The sequence below is a fragment of the Dactylosporangium cerinum genome (genome assembly GCF_042653625.1).
Taxonomy (GTDB): domain Bacteria; phylum Actinomycetota; class Actinomycetes; order Mycobacteriales; family Micromonosporaceae; genus Dactylosporangium; species Dactylosporangium cerinum.
This window is the reverse complement of sequence record NZ_JBHSIU010000041.1, coordinates 455,808-472,652: the sequence shown is the minus strand read 5'-3', so window position 1 is coordinate 472,652 and position 16,845 is coordinate 455,808. Positions and strand designations below refer to the sequence as shown.

Annotated in this window: 17 protein-coding genes; 6 read left to right on the top strand and 11 right to left on the bottom strand. The window is 73.5% G+C overall.

Features of this window, described 5'->3' with window-relative positions; genetic code table 11:
* Positions 1–68: 68 nt before the first annotated feature.
* Positions 69–692 (top strand): adenylate kinase, encoded by a 624-nt coding sequence (locus ACFPIJ_RS31180; protein WP_380120209.1) that lies wholly within the window; start codon positions 69–71, stop codon positions 690–692.
* Between the two features lie 5 nt (positions 693–697).
* Here ACFPIJ_RS31180 and ACFPIJ_RS31175 read toward each other — a convergent pair whose 3' ends face one another.
* A complete protein-coding gene (locus ACFPIJ_RS31175; RefSeq protein ID WP_380120207.1) occupies positions 698–3,133 on the bottom strand; it encodes a glycoside hydrolase family 32 protein in 2,436 nt (811 codons plus the stop codon).
* Between the two features lie 95 nt (positions 3,134–3,228).
* On the opposite strand from ACFPIJ_RS31175, the gene ACFPIJ_RS31170 reads away from it, so the two are divergent.
* Positions 3,229–4,257: a LacI family DNA-binding transcriptional regulator gene (locus ACFPIJ_RS31170; RefSeq protein ID WP_380120205.1), complete on the top strand. Its 1,029-nt coding sequence runs from the start codon at positions 3,229–3,231 to the stop codon at positions 4,255–4,257.
* Here ACFPIJ_RS31170 and ACFPIJ_RS31165 read toward each other — a convergent pair.
* Entirely contained in the window at positions 4,190–5,107 is a 918-nt protein-coding gene (locus ACFPIJ_RS31165) for a fibronectin type III domain-containing protein (RefSeq protein WP_380120203.1), read from the bottom strand. The genes ACFPIJ_RS31170 and ACFPIJ_RS31165 overlap by 68 nt on opposite strands.
* Positions 5,104–5,514 (bottom strand): hypothetical protein, encoded by a 411-nt coding sequence (locus ACFPIJ_RS31160; protein ID WP_380120201.1) that lies wholly within the window; start codon positions 5,512–5,514, stop codon positions 5,104–5,106. Before ACFPIJ_RS31160 ends, ACFPIJ_RS31165 begins: the two co-directional genes overlap by 4 nt.
* Here ACFPIJ_RS31160 and ACFPIJ_RS31155 point away from each other — a divergent pair.
* Positions 5,486–5,872 (top strand): cellulose binding domain-containing protein, encoded by a 387-nt coding sequence (locus tag ACFPIJ_RS31155; protein ID WP_380120199.1) that lies wholly within the window; start codon positions 5,486–5,488, stop codon positions 5,870–5,872. The two genes, ACFPIJ_RS31160 and ACFPIJ_RS31155, sit on opposite strands and share 29 nt — an antisense overlap.
* On the opposite strand, the gene ACFPIJ_RS31150 is transcribed toward ACFPIJ_RS31155, so the two are convergent.
* From ACFPIJ_RS31150 to pcaH, 6 genes are all read right to left on the bottom strand, one after another.
* Positions 5,853–8,183 carry an ATP-binding protein gene (locus ACFPIJ_RS31150; RefSeq protein ID WP_380120197.1) on the bottom strand — a complete coding sequence of 777 codons (2,331 nt, stop codon included), beginning with the start codon at positions 8,181–8,183 and terminating at the stop codon, positions 5,853–5,855. The genes ACFPIJ_RS31155 and ACFPIJ_RS31150 overlap by 20 nt on opposite strands.
* Positions 8,184–8,324: 141 nt before the next feature.
* Complete coding sequence (locus ACFPIJ_RS31145) at positions 8,325–9,296, bottom strand: cellulose binding domain-containing protein (protein WP_380120195.1); 972 nt, start codon at positions 9,294–9,296, stop codon at positions 8,325–8,327.
* An 82-nt stretch (positions 9,297–9,378) separates the two neighbouring features.
* Complete coding sequence (locus tag ACFPIJ_RS31140) at positions 9,379–10,560, bottom strand: 4-hydroxybenzoate 3-monooxygenase (RefSeq protein ID WP_380120193.1); 1,182 nt, start codon at positions 10,558–10,560, stop codon at positions 9,379–9,381.
* 55 nt (positions 10,561–10,615) lie between these two features.
* The gene (gene pcaC / locus ACFPIJ_RS31135) at positions 10,616–10,984 is read right to left on the bottom strand and encodes a 4-carboxymuconolactone decarboxylase (protein WP_239136496.1); all 369 of its coding nucleotides are present in this window, start codon (positions 10,982–10,984) and stop codon (positions 10,616–10,618) included.
* Complete coding sequence (gene pcaG / locus ACFPIJ_RS31130) at positions 10,981–11,514, bottom strand: protocatechuate 3,4-dioxygenase subunit alpha (RefSeq protein WP_380120191.1); 534 nt, start codon at positions 11,512–11,514, stop codon at positions 10,981–10,983. Before pcaG ends, pcaC begins: the two co-directional genes overlap by 4 nt.
* Positions 11,511–12,251 (bottom strand): protocatechuate 3,4-dioxygenase subunit beta, encoded by a 741-nt coding sequence (gene pcaH, locus ACFPIJ_RS31125; RefSeq protein ID WP_380120189.1) that lies wholly within the window; start codon positions 12,249–12,251, stop codon positions 11,511–11,513. Before pcaH ends, pcaG begins: the two co-directional genes overlap by 4 nt.
* A gap of 69 nt (positions 12,252–12,320) precedes the next feature.
* Between pcaH and ACFPIJ_RS31120 the strand changes: the two genes are divergently transcribed.
* Both ACFPIJ_RS31120 and ACFPIJ_RS31115 read left to right on the top strand, forming a co-directional pair.
* Positions 12,321–13,073 (top strand): IclR family transcriptional regulator, encoded by a 753-nt coding sequence (locus ACFPIJ_RS31120; RefSeq protein WP_380120187.1) that lies wholly within the window; start codon positions 12,321–12,323, stop codon positions 13,071–13,073.
* Between the two features lie 78 nt (positions 13,074–13,151).
* On the top strand, positions 13,152–13,781 hold the full coding sequence (locus ACFPIJ_RS31115) for an MgtC/SapB family protein (RefSeq protein ID WP_380120185.1): 630 nt from the start codon (positions 13,152–13,154) through the stop codon (positions 13,779–13,781).
* 35 nt (positions 13,782–13,816) lie between these two features.
* Here the strand turns inward: ACFPIJ_RS31115 and ACFPIJ_RS31110 are convergent, their stop codons facing one another.
* Together ACFPIJ_RS31110 and ACFPIJ_RS31105 are read right to left on the bottom strand one after the other, a co-directional pair.
* Positions 13,817–15,100 carry a L,D-transpeptidase gene (locus tag ACFPIJ_RS31110; RefSeq protein WP_380120183.1) on the bottom strand — a complete coding sequence of 428 codons (1,284 nt, stop codon included), beginning with the start codon at positions 15,098–15,100 and terminating at the stop codon, positions 13,817–13,819.
* Between the two features lie 110 nt (positions 15,101–15,210).
* A complete protein-coding gene (locus ACFPIJ_RS31105) occupies positions 15,211–15,585 on the bottom strand; it encodes a hypothetical protein (protein WP_380120181.1) in 375 nt (124 codons plus the stop codon).
* Between the two features lie 161 nt (positions 15,586–15,746).
* Here ACFPIJ_RS31105 and ACFPIJ_RS31100 point away from each other — a divergent pair, with 161 nt between their 5' ends.
* On the top strand, positions 15,747–16,766 hold the full coding sequence (locus tag ACFPIJ_RS31100; RefSeq protein WP_380120179.1) for a coiled-coil domain-containing protein: 1,020 nt from the start codon (positions 15,747–15,749) through the stop codon (positions 16,764–16,766).
* The last annotated feature ends 79 nt before the right edge of the window (positions 16,767–16,845 follow it).

Sequence of the window (16,845 nt, the reverse complement as noted above, 5' to 3'; positions counted from 1 at the left end):
TGACTCATGCCCTGAGCCGGTGCCCGCCGCAACATTCATGGGTAGCCACACACGGATGAGGAGAGACCATGCGGGTACTGATGATCGCGCCACCCGGCGCCGGCAAAGGGACGCAGGGCGCCAGGATCGCCGCCCACTTCGGGGTGCCGCATCTCGCCACCGGAGACCTGTTGCGCCGCCACGTCGCGCGCGGCACGCCCCTGGGCCGCACGGTGCACGCGTACCTGGATCGGGGCGGCCTGGTCCCGGACCAACTGATGCAGGACCTGGTCCGCAAGGCGCTCGCCGACGCGACTGCCGGAGGCGGCGGCTACGTCCTCGACGGCTACCCGCGCAACCCCGCCCAGGCGTGGGCCGCATACCAGATCGCCTCCTCGATCGGTGCCACCGCGCAGGTGGCGCTGCACCTGCGCACCGACGACGACGAGGTGGTCCGGCGGCTGCTGACGCGGGCCGGGATCGAGCACCGCTCCGATGACACCGAGCCCGTCATCCGGCGTCGGCTGGCCCTGTACCACGAGGTCACCGAGCCGATACTGGAGTGGTACGACCGCCGCGGCATCCTGCTGTCCGTGGACGGGATGCCGGACGCGGACCGGGTCACCGCCGCCGTGATCCCGGCGCTGGAGGCCAGGCGGGCCCGCCACAAGGCCCGGCCCGGCCCGGTTCCAGAGCTGCTGATCGCCGCCTGAGCGGGTCAGCTGCGGTTGAGGCGCTGCACCACCCCCGTGCCGTCGAAGACGTTGGCGCCGAGATACCCGCTGCTGTACGCGGTGTCGGTGGCGTCGATGACGGGCGTGGCGCCGTTGTTGAAGTACACCTTGATGCTGGCGCCGCTGGCGACGACCTTCAGGTGATACGTGCGCCCGGGCGTAATCGTTGTCGGGTAGCTGGCGATGTCCCGGCCGGGACGCCACAGCTTCACCACCCCGGACGCGTCGATGTTCGCCGTGTAGTGAGCAGTGGCATCGGCGCTGGCGCGGAAGGTGAGCGCCGCCGCCGTGCCGTTGAGGATCGTGACGTCGCCCTCGTAGGTGAAGTCGGTGGCGACGGTCCGGCTGAGGTAGAAGGTGTCGCCGGCGGCGTTGCCCCGCGCGCCCGGCCGGGCCGCCGCCCCCGTGGTCCAGGTGCCGTTGACGGGCTGCCACGGACCGGCCAGGTTCGTCGCGAAGCCGGGACCGTTGAGGGTGAGGTTCTGCACGGTGCCCGTGCCGTTGAAGACGTTGGCGCCCAGGTATCCGCCGGTGTAGGCGGTGTCGGTGGCGTCGATGACCGGGGTCGTGCCGTGGTCGAGGAAGACCTTGATGGCCGCCCCGGCGGTCACGACCTTCAGGTGGTAGGTGCGGCCGGGCGTAATCGTTGTCGGATAGGTGGCGATGACCCGGCCGGGCCGCCACAGCTTCACCACCCCGGACGCGTCGATGTTCGCGGTGTAGTGCTGCGAGGCGTCGGCGCTGGACCGGAAGGTGAGGGCGGCGGCGGTGCCGGACGCGATCGTCACGTCGCCCTCATAGGTGAAGTCCGTGGCGCTGGTGGCGCTCAGGTAGAAGGCGTCACCGCCGGCGGTGCCGCGCTTGCCGGCCGCCGCGTCACCCCACGTCCCGCCGACGGCGCGCCAGGGCCCGGCCAGGTTCGACTCGAGGGTCGGCTGGCCCTGGTTCGGGCCTTGATTCCAGGCGGAGGAGAGGCGGTGGAACTCGGCGGAGACCAGCCGCACCGAGCCGCCGGTGGCGAAGAGCCGGATGCCCTGACTGCCGGCCGCGGAGTTGAAGTTCACGTTGTCGGTGACGGAGAGCCGCCCGTCGTTGCCGAAGACCTCCAGCTGGCCGCGGTCGACCAGCAGGCGCATCTTCACGCGGCCGTTCAGGGGTGCGAGCGGCGCGCCGTACAGCGTCTGCGCGGCCCGGTCGTAGACCACGGCCCGGTCGTAGCTTCCGTCGGCGCGCCGGTGCAGCTGGAACCCGAACTGGGCGGCGGTGGCCGTGCCGGTGTCGAACTCGGCGATGATCTCGTAGGTGTCGGCGGTGATCCCGGTGAACGGGTCGGTGGCCGGGTCGGCGGTGACGGTGCGGTTCGACCAGGTCGTCGTGTCCGCCCGCAGGCCGGCCAGCTCGGCGACCGGGTTGCGGGTGACGCGGAGCCCGGCCGGTGTGGTGACGAGCCGCAGCTGGGCGGGGAACGACGCGTTGCCGGTCCAGGTGGCACCGTGGTTGCCGGGCTGCCAGGCCATCTGCACGGTCCGGCCGTCGGGCATGTTGTTGAACGTCAGCCCGGCGTAGAACGAGCCGTCGAAGCTGTTGCGACCCTGGTCCATGCGCTGCGGGGAGGACCAGTCGGGGCCGAACGTGCTGCCGTCGAACGTGCCGGTGACGTACTCGCCGGACGCGTCGGTCATGACCCACCGCACGTTGCCGGTGTCGCCGTCGACCGGCAGAGGGAAGAAGTCCGGGCACTCGAACAGCCAGCCGGCGGAGTACCGGCTGCGATAGGTCCAGTCGAGCAGGTTCGTGGACGTGTACACGTTCACGCCGTTACCGCCGCCGTCGGACCAGACGACCATGACCCACCGGCCGCGGGCGGCATCCCACAGGACCTTCGGGTCGCGGCTGGTGCCGGCCGGGGTGACGACCTTGCGCCCGCGGTCGTAGTTCTGGAACGTGCGGGCGCCGTCGGTGCTGTAGGCGATCGAGACGCCGTTGGTGCCGGTGAACACCACGATCGGGGCGTCGGTGCCGGTCCGCAGCCCCGAGGTGTTGGCCGTGTCGACGACCCCGGCGCCGGAGAACAGGTCGCCGGGGTGCACGCCGGGCTCCAGCGCGATCGGCTTCTGCGTCCAGTGCACGAGGTCCGGGCTGGTGGCGTGGCCCCAGTGCATCGTGTCCCAGGCCAGGCCGTGCGGATTGTGCTGGTAGAACAGGTGGTAGAGGCCGTTGTAGTACAGCGGTGCGTTGATGTCGTTCATCCAGCCGCCGCGCGAGCTGAAGTGGAACTGGCCCCGGTAGGGCTCGTCGTAGGCGGCGGTGGCCGGGTAGGGGAACTCCGGGTAGTCACTCGACGGGCTGGCGCCGGCGGGCGCTGCGGGCAGCAGGATGCCGGCGACGAGGACGAGCGTGAGCAGGATGCGCAGGCGCATGGTTGCGGTCCCTTCTGGCGGGAAGGTGCCTCGTGTGGAAACGTTTCCTGACGACTGTTCGACAGTGTGCGCCTGACGATGGAAGATGTCTATATATGAATGTTCATGTGCGGGCCACGATGAAGGACGTCGCCGCCCTTGCCGGGGTCGGCCTGGCCACGGTCTCCCGGGTTCTTAACGGCGTCCCGGTCGACCCGCACCTGACCGGCCGGGTCCTGGACGCCGCGCGGCAGCTGGGCTACCGCAAGGACACCGCGGCGACCAGCCTGCGCCGCGCGGACCGGCGGACCAACACGATCGGGCTCGTGCTGCAGGACGTGGCGAACCCGTTCTCCTCCGCCCTGCACCGGGCCGTCGAGGACGTCGGCGTCCAGCGGGGGCTGCTCGTGCTCGCCGGCAGCAGCGACGAGGAGCCCGAACGGGAGCGTGAGTTGCTCGGTGTGCTGCGCACCCGGCGGGTCGACGGCCTCATCGTGGTGCCGACCGGCGCCCCCGACGACGAGCTGGAGTCCGCGCACCGGGACGGGACCCCGATCGTGTGCGTCGACCGCGCGTCGCCGGTCCCGGGCGTGGACACCGTGACCGCCGACAACCGCGGCGGCGTCGCCGGCGCCGTGCGGGCACTGCACGCGCTCGGGCACCGGCGGATCGGGTTCGTGGCCGATCACAGTTCACTGTGGACGGCACGGGAGCGGCACGAGGGTTTCGCCGCCGCGATGGCGGAGCTGGGCTGCCGGACCCGGGCCGGTTGGGTGCGCCGCGACGTGCACACCGAGGACGCGGCCCGGGCGGCGGTGACCGGGATGTTCGGCGCCGCGACCGCGCCGACCGCCGTCGTCACCGCACAGAACTGGCTGACCGTCGGCGCCCGGCGCGCCCTGGTCGACCTCGGGCTGCACCACACCGTCGCGCACGTCGGGTTCGACGACTTCCCCCTGGCCGACATGCTCGACCCGCCGGTCTCCGTCATCGCGCAGGACCCGGCCGAGCTGGGCCGGCGCGCGGCGCTGCTGCTGCTGTCCCGCCTCGACGGCGACAGCGGCCCGGCCGAGACGGTCACGCTGCCGACCCGGTACATCGCCCGGGGGTCGGGCGAACTCCCACCCCCGGTCCGCCCGTCCTGATGCCGGGGCGCGGCCCGCACCCGCGCACTGCCGTCAGGCGGGGCCGGTGCGCGTGTGGCGGTGGCGGGGGTGCCAGCCGGCGGGTGCGGGACGCGCGGACCAGGCCGGCGCCGAGGAGCAGCATCAGGAGCCCGGCCTCGGCCGTGACGGCGGTGGCGGCGCCGGTGACCGCCAGCGGCGGCGTCGCGGGCGTCGCCGGGGTTGCGGGAGCGGCTGGGGCGACGGTGACGTCGAGGCGCATCGCCCGCACGTTGCCGTCCTTGTCCGCGCCCACCGCGGCCCGGGTGTGGTCGCCGACCGGGAGCGAGGGCGGCACGACGACGTCGACGGAGAACTCGCCCTTGTCGTCGGTGACCACGGTGCCGAGGGAGACCGGCGAGGAGTACACGATGAGCTCGACCGTCGAGTTCGGCGCGTAGCCGCTGCCCTTGAGCGTGATGGTCGCGCCGGGCGCCGTGGGCTTGTCGTCGCTCTGGGGCGTGTCGAGCTTCTCGTCCGTGACCGGCGGCGTGGCCGGGATCTCCGGCGCGGCCGCGGTCACGCTGCTCGACGGCGCGGACGCGGCCGAGTCGCCGCTGGCCGAGTGGGCCACGACCGTGATCGTGTACGCCTGGTTCGACTGCGCGCCCAGGACGCAGGTGGTCGCGCCGACCGCGTCGCAGGTCGCCGGGCCGGGCGAGGCGACGGCGGTGTAGCCGGTGATCTGTGCGCCGCCGGTGGGCGGGGCGACCCACGTCACGGTGATGGTCGCGGTCTTCGCCGTGGCTGTGACCCCGCTCGGCGCGGCCGGCGCGGCGAGCGGCGTCACCAGCACCGGGCCGGCCTCCGCGCCCGGGCCCACGGCCGTCACCGCGCGCACCTTGAGCTGGTAGGACCTGTCGTTGACCAGCCCGGCCACGTTGCCCTCAGCGCGTCGGTGCCCTCCGTGCCGAGCCCGGTCCAGGTGCCGCCGTCGACCGACACCTGGTAGCCGGTGATCGCGGTGCCGCCGGTGTCGGCGGGCGCCTGGAAGGTCAGCGCCGCGGCCTGGCTGCGGGGGGCCGCGGCGAGCCCGACCGGCGCACCGGCGGCGCCGGCCAGGGTCAGGACAGCGGTTCGTTGACCGGCGGTGATCGGATCGATACATTGCTGCCGCGAGCCGCGGTGGGAGCCGAGCGGCCGGTGCGGCGGACGGGCCGTGTGACCGGCGCGCGCCAGTGCCCGATCCGCATCCCACCATGGAGGCTCGATGTCCCGTCCCGCCCGCCTGCTCGCCACGGCCGCGTTCCTGCCGGTCGCCTGGGCGGCGCCCGCAGTTGCGCTTCCGCCCGTCGCGGTCGCCTGTGACTACTCGTTCGTCGCCTGGTCCGGCGGGTTCGTCGCGGACCTCACGATCACCAACCACGGCCCGGCCGTCATCGGCTGGACGGCCCGGTGGACGATGCCCACCGCGACCGGCAACCTCGGCGCCTGGCAGGCGACGATGTCGCAGCCCGACCCGTTCACGGTGACCGCGACGAACCTGCCCTACAACGCGGTCATCGACACCGGCCGGTCGGTGCGGTTCGGCTGGACCGCGTCGGCGGCGAGCACGGGGGCGCCGGTGGACATCACGGTCAACGGCGTGCCGTGCTGAGGTGACGACCGGCGCTGCGCTCCTGGCCGTCCAGGGCGCCCGCCAGGCCGTGCCGGTCGCCGGTCCGCTCGGCGAGGGCGCGGGCGGCCGCGAACCGGCGCGCCGCCGCGTCCTGCCGGCCGGTGGCCAGGAGCACGTCGCCGAGGGTGTTGAGCGTCTCGACCTCGAGGCCGCACTCGCCCGTCGCCCGGCTGAGGGCAAGGGCGCGCCGCAGGTGCCCGAGCGCCCGGTGGTGCTGGCCGGCCCGGTGCAGCGCCGCGCCGATCGTCCCGTGGGCGCTGCCCTCGCCGCCGCGGTCACCGGCCGCGACGCAGTTCGCCAGGGCCTGCCGGAGGTGCGCGAGGGCCTGGTCGTGCCGGCCGGTCAGGCTCTCCACGGCGCCGAGGTTGCCCAGCGCGTAGCCTTCCAGCCGCCGGTCGCCGAGCTCGGCGAAGAGGTTCACGGCGCACCGGAGCTGCGTTTCGGCCTTCGCGTAATCGTTGCCGCGCTGATACGTGAAGCCGAGGTTCAGCAGTTGCGCGGCTTCGCCGTGCCGGTCGCCGGCGGCCCGGTACATGGCGAGGGCGTCGCGGAGCCGGGCCGCGGCCTCCTCGTGGTCGCCGAGCCGCTCGTGCACCAGCGCGAGCCGGGCGGTCGCGCGGGCCTCGCCGGCCGTGTCGCCGGTGCTGCGGTGCCAGCACAGCGACCGTCCGAAGTGGACCTTCGCCAGGTGGTGGTCGCCGAGCAGCCAGTGGACCGCGCCGAGGTTGGTGTGGGCGTCGGCGTCATCGTGCGCCGCGGCGGCGGTGTGCACGGTGAGCGCGTCCCGGTAGTGCCCGCCGACCTCCAGGTACCGCCACAGGACGCGGGACAGATCGACGGCGGCGTGGGTCCGGGAGAGGGCGACGAGCGTGGCGCGTTCCCGGTCCAGCCACCGCTGCGCCCGTTCCGGCGTGTCCACAGTGGACGCCCCGGTGCCGCCCGGGTGGTCGTGCGGGAACAGGGTAGCGGCGGCGAGGGTCGCGGTGTGCAGCAGGTGCGCGGCGAGCCGGTCCAGTGCCGCCTGTGACTCGTCGCCGGTGAGCTGCCCGGCGAGGTCGACGCTGTACGCGCGCAGCAGGTCGTGCATGCCGTAACCGCCGGCGCCGGCCGGTTCGACGAGATGCGCGCGGGCCACCTCGTCGAGCATCGCCCGGCCGGCGGGTGGTGGCACCCCGGCGAGCGCGGCCGTCGCGGCCGCGTCCACGATCCGACCCGGATGCAGCCCGAGCAGCTGGAAGGCGCTCGCCCCGGCCGGGCTCAACTGCCGCAACGACCAGGAGAACACCGACCGCAGCGCGGTGCGCGGGTCACCGCCGGCGTCGAACGCGTCGAGGTCCGGCCGGTCGTGGAGGTCCCCGGCGAAGTGCGGGGTGGCGGCGACCCGCAACGCCAGTGGCAGTCCCGCGCAGCGCTCGGCGATCAGCGACGCGGTGCCGGCGGGGACGCCCGGCCCGGCCAGCCGCCGCAGCAGGGTGAGTGAGTCGGCCCGGTCCAGGCGGCCGAGGTGGACCGGGTGCACGCCGTCGCGGGCGACCAGCCCGGCGAGCGCGTCGCGGCTGGTCACCACCACGACGCAGGTCCCGGTGCCGGGCAGCAGCGGGCGGACCTGCTCGGCGGTGGAGGCGTTGTCCAGCAGCACGAGCAGCCGCCGGCCGGCCACCGCCGTGCGGTAGCACGCGGCCCGCTCGGCCGTCGCGGCCGGGATCCCTGTGGCGGGGACGCCGAGACCGCGGAGGAACCCGGCGAGCGCGTCGCCGGCGTCGACGGGCTGCCGGGGGTCGTATCCGCGCAGGTCGACGTACAGCTGGCCGTCGGGGAACCGGGCGGCGACCCGGTGCGCCCAGTGCACCGCGAGCGCCGTCTTGCCCACGCCGGCGGTGCCGGCGATGAGCGCGGCCCGCGGCCCGGTGCCGTCCAGGACCCCGTCGAGGCCGGCGAGCCGCGCCGTCCGGCCGGTGAACGCGGGCACGTCCGCCGGCAGCTGCCGCGGGACGGGGGTCGTGGGCGCCGGCGGCAGCGGCGGCGCCGGGCGGCGGCCCTCCTCGACCCGGTCGCGGGCGGTGGCGAGGGCGCCCTGCTCGGCCGGTGCCGCGCCGAGCAGGCGGACCAGGACGTCGAGCCGGTCGGTCGGCGGCAGCACCCGCCCGGCCAGGTAGCCGCCGATGATCCCGTGCGACCAGCCGGTGGCCGCGGCCAGCTCCCGGTAGGTCAGTTCGGCGCCGCCGCGCCGGCGGGCGTCGCGGCGGCGCAGCTCGCGCAGCAGCCGCGCCAGGTCCTCGGTCGTGCGCACGCCCGCGACCGCGCCCGGCGCCAGGAGGGCGTCGGGCGGGCCGGTGCGGGCGTGGCTGTCGATGCCGGCAGCGTAGGCCGGGGGAGCGGTGCGATGCGCGGGGCTTCTCCGGCGGTTGGCCCCGCGCCGCAGGTCACGGCGTCATGCCACGGTGCACGGGGTGCCGTTGAGCGTGAAACTCTCCGGCGGCGTGAACGGGGTGGCGGTCCCGGAGAAGCCGGCCGTCAGCTGCCCGCCGGGGCTGATCGTGCCGCCCCACGGCGGCGGGCTGATCGTGCCGGTGCCGCCGGAGCGGGTGAGCGTCCCGCCGAAGGCGTTGGAGACGGACGCGGTCGCGGCGAGATTGAACCGCACGGCCCAGCCGCTGACCGGCGCGGCGGCGGTGGTGTTGGTGATGGTCACCGTGACCAGGAAGCCGGGGTTGAACAGGATGATCTGGGCCTGGCAGGTCGGCGTGGCGGTGGCGGCGAGGGTGGTGACGGTCGCCGGCGCGGACCGGGCGGAGGTGTTGCCGCGGGCGTCGAAGGCGATGACCGCGAACGTGTACGACGTGCCGGCCGACAGCCCGGTGACCCGCTGGAAGCGGCTGAACGCGTCGACGGTGCGGATCGTGGTCCAGGCGCCGCCGACCAGCTGCTGCAGGTGATACCCGGTGACCTCGACGTTGTCGGTCGACTCGGCCCAGAGCAGGGACAGTGCGGTGGTGGTGATGCTGCTGAACAGCATCGAGCCGGGCGCGGACGGCGCGACGGTGTCGGGACCGGGCAGGGTCGTGAACGTGACCGGTGCGGATGGCGGGCTCGCGGCGTACCCGGCCGCCACCAGGGAGATCCGCAGCGTGTAGCCGCTGCCCGGTTGCAGGCCCGTCAGGTGGAGCGCGCCGAAGGCACCGCGGGCGAACGGCGACCAGACACCGCCGACGTTGCGCTCGATGACTGCCTCGTCGCTGCGGGCGTCGCCGTTCCACCACAGGTCGGCGGTGGTGTCCGCGACGTGCACGGCCTGCACGTTCGTCGGCGCGTCCAGAGCGTCGGTGGCGAAGGCCGGCGCCGGGGCGAGCGCCAGCACCGCGGCGGTGAGCGGCGCGAGGAATGGGAGCAGCGTGCGTCTCATTGTGAGCCTTTCGATGCGGGGCACTCATGCTCGCCGCCGCCGCCCGCCGCCGTCGCGCGATCCTGGACAGCGTCGGACACCGTTAGACGGCGGGCCAGCCCGTGTACCCCTCCGCCAGGTAGCGGCGGCCCGACTCCGACGCGACCAGCGTGGCCAGCTCGCCCTCCTGCCGGCGCAGGTCGAACGTGTCGGCGCCGGGCGGGACGTGCAGCATCGTGGTCATCCAGAACGAGAAGTGCTGCGCCTTCCACACCCTGATGAGCGCGCGGCGGGTGTAGTCGTCCAGGGCGTCGGGGTCGTTGCGGCGCACGGCGAGCTCGAGGACCTCGGCGAGGACCCGCACATCGGCGAGGGCGAGGTTGAGGCCCTTGGCGCCGGTCGGCGGGACCGTGTGTGCGGCGTCGCCGGCCAGCAGCAGCCGCCCGTGCCGCAGCGGCTCCTGCACGAAACTGCGGAACGGCAGCACCGTCTTTTCGAAGATGGGCCCCTCGTGCAGCCGGAACCCGTCGGTGCCGGCCAGTCGCGCCTGCAGTTCGCTCCAGATCCGGTCGTCGGGCCAGTCTGCCGGGTCGTCGGCGGGGTCGCACTGCAGATACATCCGCTGCACGGCCTCGGTGCGCTGGCTGATCAGGGCGAACCCGCGGTCGGAGCGGGTGTAGATGAGCTCGGGCGCGCTGGCCGGCGCCCGGCACAGGATGCCGAACCAGGCGTACGGGTACTCCCGGAAGTACCGGCGCCGTGCGGACGACGGGATCTGGTGCCGGCAGATGCTCTTCGAGCCGTCGGCGCCGACCAGGTAGTCGCAGGCGATCTCGTGGATGGTGCCGCGGTCGTCGGCGTACCGGATGAACGGCGACCCGGTCACGTCGGCGACGGTGGTGTCGCGCACCCCGAACCGGACGTCGCCGCCGTCGCGGGCCCGGGCGTCGGCGAGGTCGACGAAGACGTCCGTCTGCGGGTAGAGCCAGGTCGACGCGCCGGCGAGGCCCTGGAAGTCGATGCGGTGGCTCTCCCCGCCGAACCGCAGGTCGATCCCGCGGTGTTCGTGGCCGCCGGTGAGGACCCGGCCGGACACGCCCGCGTCGACGAGCAGGCGGACGCTGTCGCGTTCCAGGATGCCGGCCCGGTGGGTGGTCTCGATCTCGTGGCGGGTGCGGTGGTCGACCGCGACGGTGTCGATGCCGGCCCGCGCCAGCAGGTGCGACAGCATGAGCCCGGCCGGCCCGGCGCCGACGATGCCGACCGTGGTGCGGGTGACCGTCATGGCACTCCTTCCTCAAGCGGCACCGGTGCCCGTTGCCGGCGAGCGGCGAAGCTGGTCACGGGGACTCGTCCAGGACGGGACCGGCGACCGCGAACGCGTGGTTGGCGGCGGGCACGCCGCAGTAGACGGCGGCGTGCAGGATCACCTCGCCGATCTCGTCGCGGGTCAGGCCGTTGCGGCGGGCGGCGCGCACGTGCATCGCGAACTCGTCCCAGTGCCCGTTGGCCATCAGCGCGGTCAGCGTGACCAGGCTGCGGGAGCGGCGGTCCAGCCCCGGCCGGGTCCAGATCTCGCCCCACGCATAGCGGGTGATGAACGACTGGAAGTCGGCGGTGAACCCGGTGGTGCCGGCGACGGCACGGTCGACGTGCGCGTCGCCGAGCACCTCCCGCCGCACCGCCATCCCGTCGTCGAAGGCGTTCACGAGGTCCCCTCGAAGTTCAGGAACGTGGTCTGGCCCGGCCCTTGGAGCCGGATGTCGAAGCGGAGGTCGCCGGACGGCTCTTCACGAGCGATGAGCGTTGCGCCCTCGTCCGGGTCGAGGGACGCCAGGAACGGGTCGTCGCCGAGCCCCGGCCCGGGCACGTAGGCGCGGGTGAACAGCCGGTCCAGGAGCCCGCGGGCGAAGACGACGACGGCGAAGAACGGCGCCCGGCCGCCCGGCACGAGCGTGGTGAAGCTGTAGTGGCCGCCGGGGTCGACGCCGGCCCGCCCCCAGCCGGTGAAGCGGGTGCCGTCGCGGCGGATCGAACCGTCCACAGTGGGCACCACCCCGTCCGGCCCGGCCTGGCGGATCTCCAGCAGCGCGTCGGGCACGGGCACCCCGGCGCCGTCGGACACGGTGCCGTGCAGCCGGATCGCCCCGGGGTGCGCGGGCGGGACGAGCTCGTGATCGCGCCGGTACGGCAGCGCGTACCCGTAGAACGGGCCGATGGTCTGTCCGGGGGTCGTCATGCGGCGTCCAGCGGGGTGCGGTGGGTGCCGCTCAGCACGATGTCCCAGCGGTAGCCGAGCAGCCACTCGTGCTCGGACAGGTCGTGGTCGTAGGTGGCGACCAGGCGCTCCCGGTCCCGGGGATCGGTGATGGACTGGTAGATCGGGTCGTGCCCGAACAGCGGGTCGCCCGGGAAGTACATCTGCGTGATCAGCCGCTGGGTGAACTGGGTGCCGAAGAGCGAGAAGTGGATGTGCGCCGGCCGCCACGCGTTGTGATGGTTGCGCCACGGGTACGCGCCGGGCCTGATCGTCACGAACCGGTAGCCGCCGTCGTCGTCGGTGAGGCAGCGCCCGACCCCGGTGAAGTTCGGGTCGACCGGCGAGGGGTGCTGGTCCCGCTGGTGGATGTAGCGGCCGCCGGCGTTGGCCTGCCACACCTCCACCAGCTGCCGCCGCACCGGCCGGCCGTCGCCGTCGACGACCCGGCCCTGCACGACGATGCGCTCGCCGATCGGCACGCCGCCGTGCTGGATGGTCAGATCCGCCTCCAGGGGGTCGACGTCGCAGTGGCCGAACACCGGCGCGAGCAGCTCGGCGCCCTCCGGGTCGGCCCGGCGCGGTTCCCTGGTCGGGTGGCGCAGGGTCGAGCTGCGATACGGCGTGAAGGACAGCATCGGCTGCCGCGCGGGCGGGGGACCCGCGTGCAGGGCCTCGATCTCGGCGGAGATGTCCCGCTGCGATGGGTCGGCGGTCATGGACGCGACCGTACGGATCCCGGCGCGCGGCGGTCTACGCTTGGCTTCCACTGAGTGGAAGGGTTTCGGATGGCTGGTCGGGTCTCGACCCCGGGCTCGTCGGTGGTGTCGCGGGCGTTCGCCGTCCTCGGCGCGTTCGACGAGCGGCACCGCGCCCTCACGCTGTCCGACCTCGCCCGCCGCGCCGGCCTGCCCCTCACCACGACGCACCGCCTCGCCGCCGAGCTCGTCGCCGCCGGCGCCCTGGACCGGCGGGAGTCGGGGCAGTACGTGGTCGGCCGGCGGATCTGGAGCACCGGGCTGCTCGCCCCGGTGCAGACCGGGCTGCGCGAGCTTGCCTCGCCGTTCCTGCACGACCTCTTCGCCGCGACCCTCGCCACCGTGCACCTCGCCGTCCGCGAGGGCACCCAGGTGCTCTACCTGGAGCGGTTGCGCGGCAACGAGTCAGTGCCGATCGTCAGCCGGGCCGGCGGCCGGCTGCCGCTGCACAGCACCGGCGTCGGCAAGGTCCTGCTCGCGCACGCGCCGCCGGAGGTGCGGGCCGAGGTCCTCGCGTCGCTGCACCGGGTCACGCCGTTCACGGTTGTGCGGCCGCCGGTGCTCGCCGCGCAGTTGGAACGGATCCGGCGGGACGGCTACGCGACGACCGCCGACGAGATGACCCTCGGCGCCAGCTCCGTCGCGGTGCCGGTGCTGCGCGGCGGCACCGAGGTCGTGGCCGCGCTCGGCATCGTCGTGGCGCGGCTGGGCCGGGACCGGCGGCGCCTCGTCGCCGGCCTGCGGGTCGCGGCGCAGGGCATCGGCCGCACCCTCGACGGCTGAGCCGCGACGACCCCGACGGCCGCGGGCACCCGTTGCGCCTGTGTGGTCCCGGAACTGATTTGAGGGTATGAGTGTCCGATGGACTGGACCGTCATCCCCCTGCTGCTCGTCGCCATCTGCCTCGGCGCCCTCGTCGGCCTGGAGCGGGAGATGGGCGCCCAGCCCGCCGGCCTGCGCACCCACATGCTCGTCGCGGCCGGCGCGGCCCTGTTCACCATCGCCGGCAAGGAGGTCGGCTCCGATCCGACCCGCATCGCCGCCCAGGTCGTCACCGGCATCGGCTTCCTCGGCGCCGGCGCCATCTTCAAGGAGGGCGTCAACATCAGCGGCCTGACGACCGCGGCGTCGCTGTGGATCACCGCCGCGATCGGACTCGCCACCGGGCTGCGGCTGTTCTGGGCGGCCGGCGCGGTGACCGTGATCGCGCTCGCCGCGCTGTGGCTGTTCAAGGTGGCCGAGTCGAACTGGCTGCCCGACCGGCACCGCATCCAGATCACGCTGACCCTCGCCCCGGACTTCCCGCTCGACGTCGTGGAGCGGGAAGCCCTGGAGGCCCTGCCGAGCGGGCACGTGCTGCGGGTCGACTACGCCGGCCACGACCAGTCGATCGTGCTGACCGCCCGCGGTGACAACAACACCTCACTGCCGGCGATCGCCGAGTCCCTGCGCCTGCTCGAGGGTGTGCGGGGTGTGGAGATAGCCCGCTGACCGGCGCGGCCTTCCCGGCCGCGCCGATCGGGGAGTCAGCTCGCCGAGGGGGACGGCGACGCGGACGGTGACGCGCTGGTGGTGGCGGGCACGTATGGCACGGCGCTGCCCTTGACGTACTCGTCCCAGCTGACCGACCAGTCGGTCCAGCCGTTGGCCCACTTCACCTTCTCCTCGGTGCCCTTGATGATGACCGGGTCGCCGATGCGGGTCTGCTTGTAGAGCCAGTCCGCGTTCGCGGCGGAGACGTTGGTGCAGCCGTGGGAGACGTTGCGCTTGCCCTGGTCGCGCTCGGACCACGGCGCCGAGTGGATGTACTCGCCGTCGTAGGTGAGCCGCTGCGGCCAGTACACCTTGGTCCGGTAACCGCCGCTGGAGTCGGACGGGACGCCGAAGGTGGTCGAGTCGAACCACTCCCACTCGTTCTTGACCATGATGACGAAGTTGCCGCTCGCCGAGGGGCTCGACGGCTTGCCGAGACTGACCGGGATGGTGCGCAGCACCTGGCCGTCCTGGGTGACGGTCATCTGCTTGGTCGCGTTGTCGACCTCCATGACGAACTTCGGCCCGACGGTCGCGCTGAACGCGACGTCCCGCTCGCCCCACCACTTGCCGTCCAGGTTCGTGCCACCGGTGCGGGCGTTCACCTGGAGTTTGGTGCCGGACTGCCAGTACTCCTTCGGGCGGAAGTGCAGCTCGTTGCCCTTGAGCCAGTTGAAGGCGCCCTCCTGCGGCGGGTCGCTGATCACCTGGATTCGCTGCTGGACGGCGGCGCGCTGGGCCGGCGCGACGTCGACGCCGAAGGTGATGACGACCGGCATCCCGACGCCGACGATCTGCTTGTCGTTGATGATGCTGGTGATCTTTCCGAGCTTGCCGGGCTTGGCCATCGTGGTGAACGAGGTGGTCATCGTGGTCGGCTTGCCGTCGGTCGAGGTGGCGGTGACCGTCGCGGTGTACTTGGTCGCGTACTTCAGCTGACCGGCCGGCTGCCAGGCCTTGCCGTCCGGGGCGAGGGCGCCGGCGACCTCCGCGCCGGCGGCGTCGGTGAGCTTGACCGTGACGCTGGCGGCGTTGGTGGCGGTGTAGCCGATGTCCAGGGCCGTCGCCACGTTGGCCGCGCCGTCGGCGGGGCCGCTGATCGCGAGCTGGACCGGCAGGGCCGGCGGTGGCGGGCTCGCCGTCGGCTTGCCCTGCGCCGCGCCGGGGTCCTTCGACGGTGAGGTGCACGCCGCCAGCAGTGTCGCCGCGGCGGCCGCGGCGGCGGCGGACAGCACGCGGCGCCGGCCGAGGGTGCGTGGGGGTGGTGTGTATGTCATCAGGTGTTCGCCATCCGGGTGTCGGTGGTGGTCAGCGGCTGGATCATGGGACGCGCACTGTTTTGACGACGGCGGGGGCCGCGAAGGTTGCGGGCGGCGGGCCGCGACCGTCAGCGCCGCCAGGCCTGGAGCTCGGCGAGCGACGGGCGTGCCGGTGGCCGCGCCGTGGGGGAGTGCTGATCGACCGGGTCCGCGGGGATGTCGGCCGGGTAACCGGCACCGGCGCCGTCCTGGCCCGTGGTGGCCGGCTGTAACCGCCCGGTGGCGCCGTGGTTGCCGCCGTGATCGCACCGGGCCGGTCCGCCCGGGTTGCCGAGGAACTGGCAGCCGCTGTCCTGCACGGCCGCGCTCGGCGCGTGGCCGGCGGTCGGGTCGTGCACGACGCCGAGGGCGAGCCAGCTCACTGCGAGTGCCAGCAGCAGGACGGACAGCAACTGTCCGGTGCGCCGGGGCCGCGCAACTCGTGCGACAGGCCCCCACTGCACGATGCGCTCCCCCCGCCACCCCGTCGTTCTGGCGAGAAATCTACCCCGGCGCTCTCACCTGAAGGAGCCCGGGACAGCGATGCGAGATGCGCGAGAATGCCGGTATTTCACCGGTTTTCGGCCGACTGGCGCTTCCCGGCGCCTTGGCTAAGCTGACGACAATGCTGACCGCTTCGACCCGCCGACTGCCCTGGGTTCTGACGCTGCTGCTGGCCTCCCTGCTCCTGGGGGTGGTCGGGATCGCCGACCCCGCGACGGCCGAGCCCGGGGAGGACGGCGGCCAGAACCTCACCGTCCGTCAGGCGCTCGACAAGGCCAACGCCGAATACAACGACGCCAAGGGTCGGCTGGACAAGTCGGTCGCCGACCAGGCCGCGATCGGTGAGCAGCTCACCGCGACGCAGACCCGGGTCGGCGAGCTCGAGGCGTCGGCCGGGACCGTGGCCAACGCCGCCTACCGCGGGCAGCGGGTCAGCCTGACCAGCGTCTTCCTCGCCAGCGAGGACCCCGAGACCGTGATGCACGGCCTGACCACGGTGCAGTACATGTTGACCCGTGACGACAAGGCCCTGCGTGAGCTGGCCGAGACGCGCAGGAAGCTGGAGCAGCAGAAGGCCGACATCGCTGCGGCGGTCGCCAACCAGCAGGCCCAGCTGAAGATCATGGAGACGAACAAGAAGGCCGCCGAGGACGCGCTGAAGAAGGCGGGCGGCGGCGGGGCCACCACCGGCGCGCCGAGCGGCGGCAAGGTCACCACCAGTGCCGGGGGTCGCAACGCGGACGGCTCCTTCACGAAGGAAGGCTGCTCCCAGAACGACCCGACGACCAGCGGCTGCATCTCCCCGCGGATGCTCGCCGCCTACAACGCGGCGCGGGCGGCTGGCTACACGCACTACACGTCGTGCTTCCGCAGCGGCGGCGGGGGCGACCATCCGGCCGGTAAGGCCTGCGACTTCTCCGCCAACGCCAAGACCTTCGTCAACGCCAGGGCCACCGGCGCCGACCAGCAGTACGGCGATGCCCTGGCCGCCTGGTGCGTGGCCAACGCGAAGAACCTCGGCGTCAAGTACGTCATCTGGTACAAGCGGATCTGGCAGCCCAGCAGCGGCTGGAAGTCCTACGGCGGCGACGGCACCCCCGCCGGCGACCACTACAACCACGTGCACCTGTCGATGCAGTAGCGCGCCGCACGCGTGCCGCGTTGCCTCCGCCCCACCGTCAGACGTGGCGGACGGCGGCTGCAACCGATTTGCTCCCGGC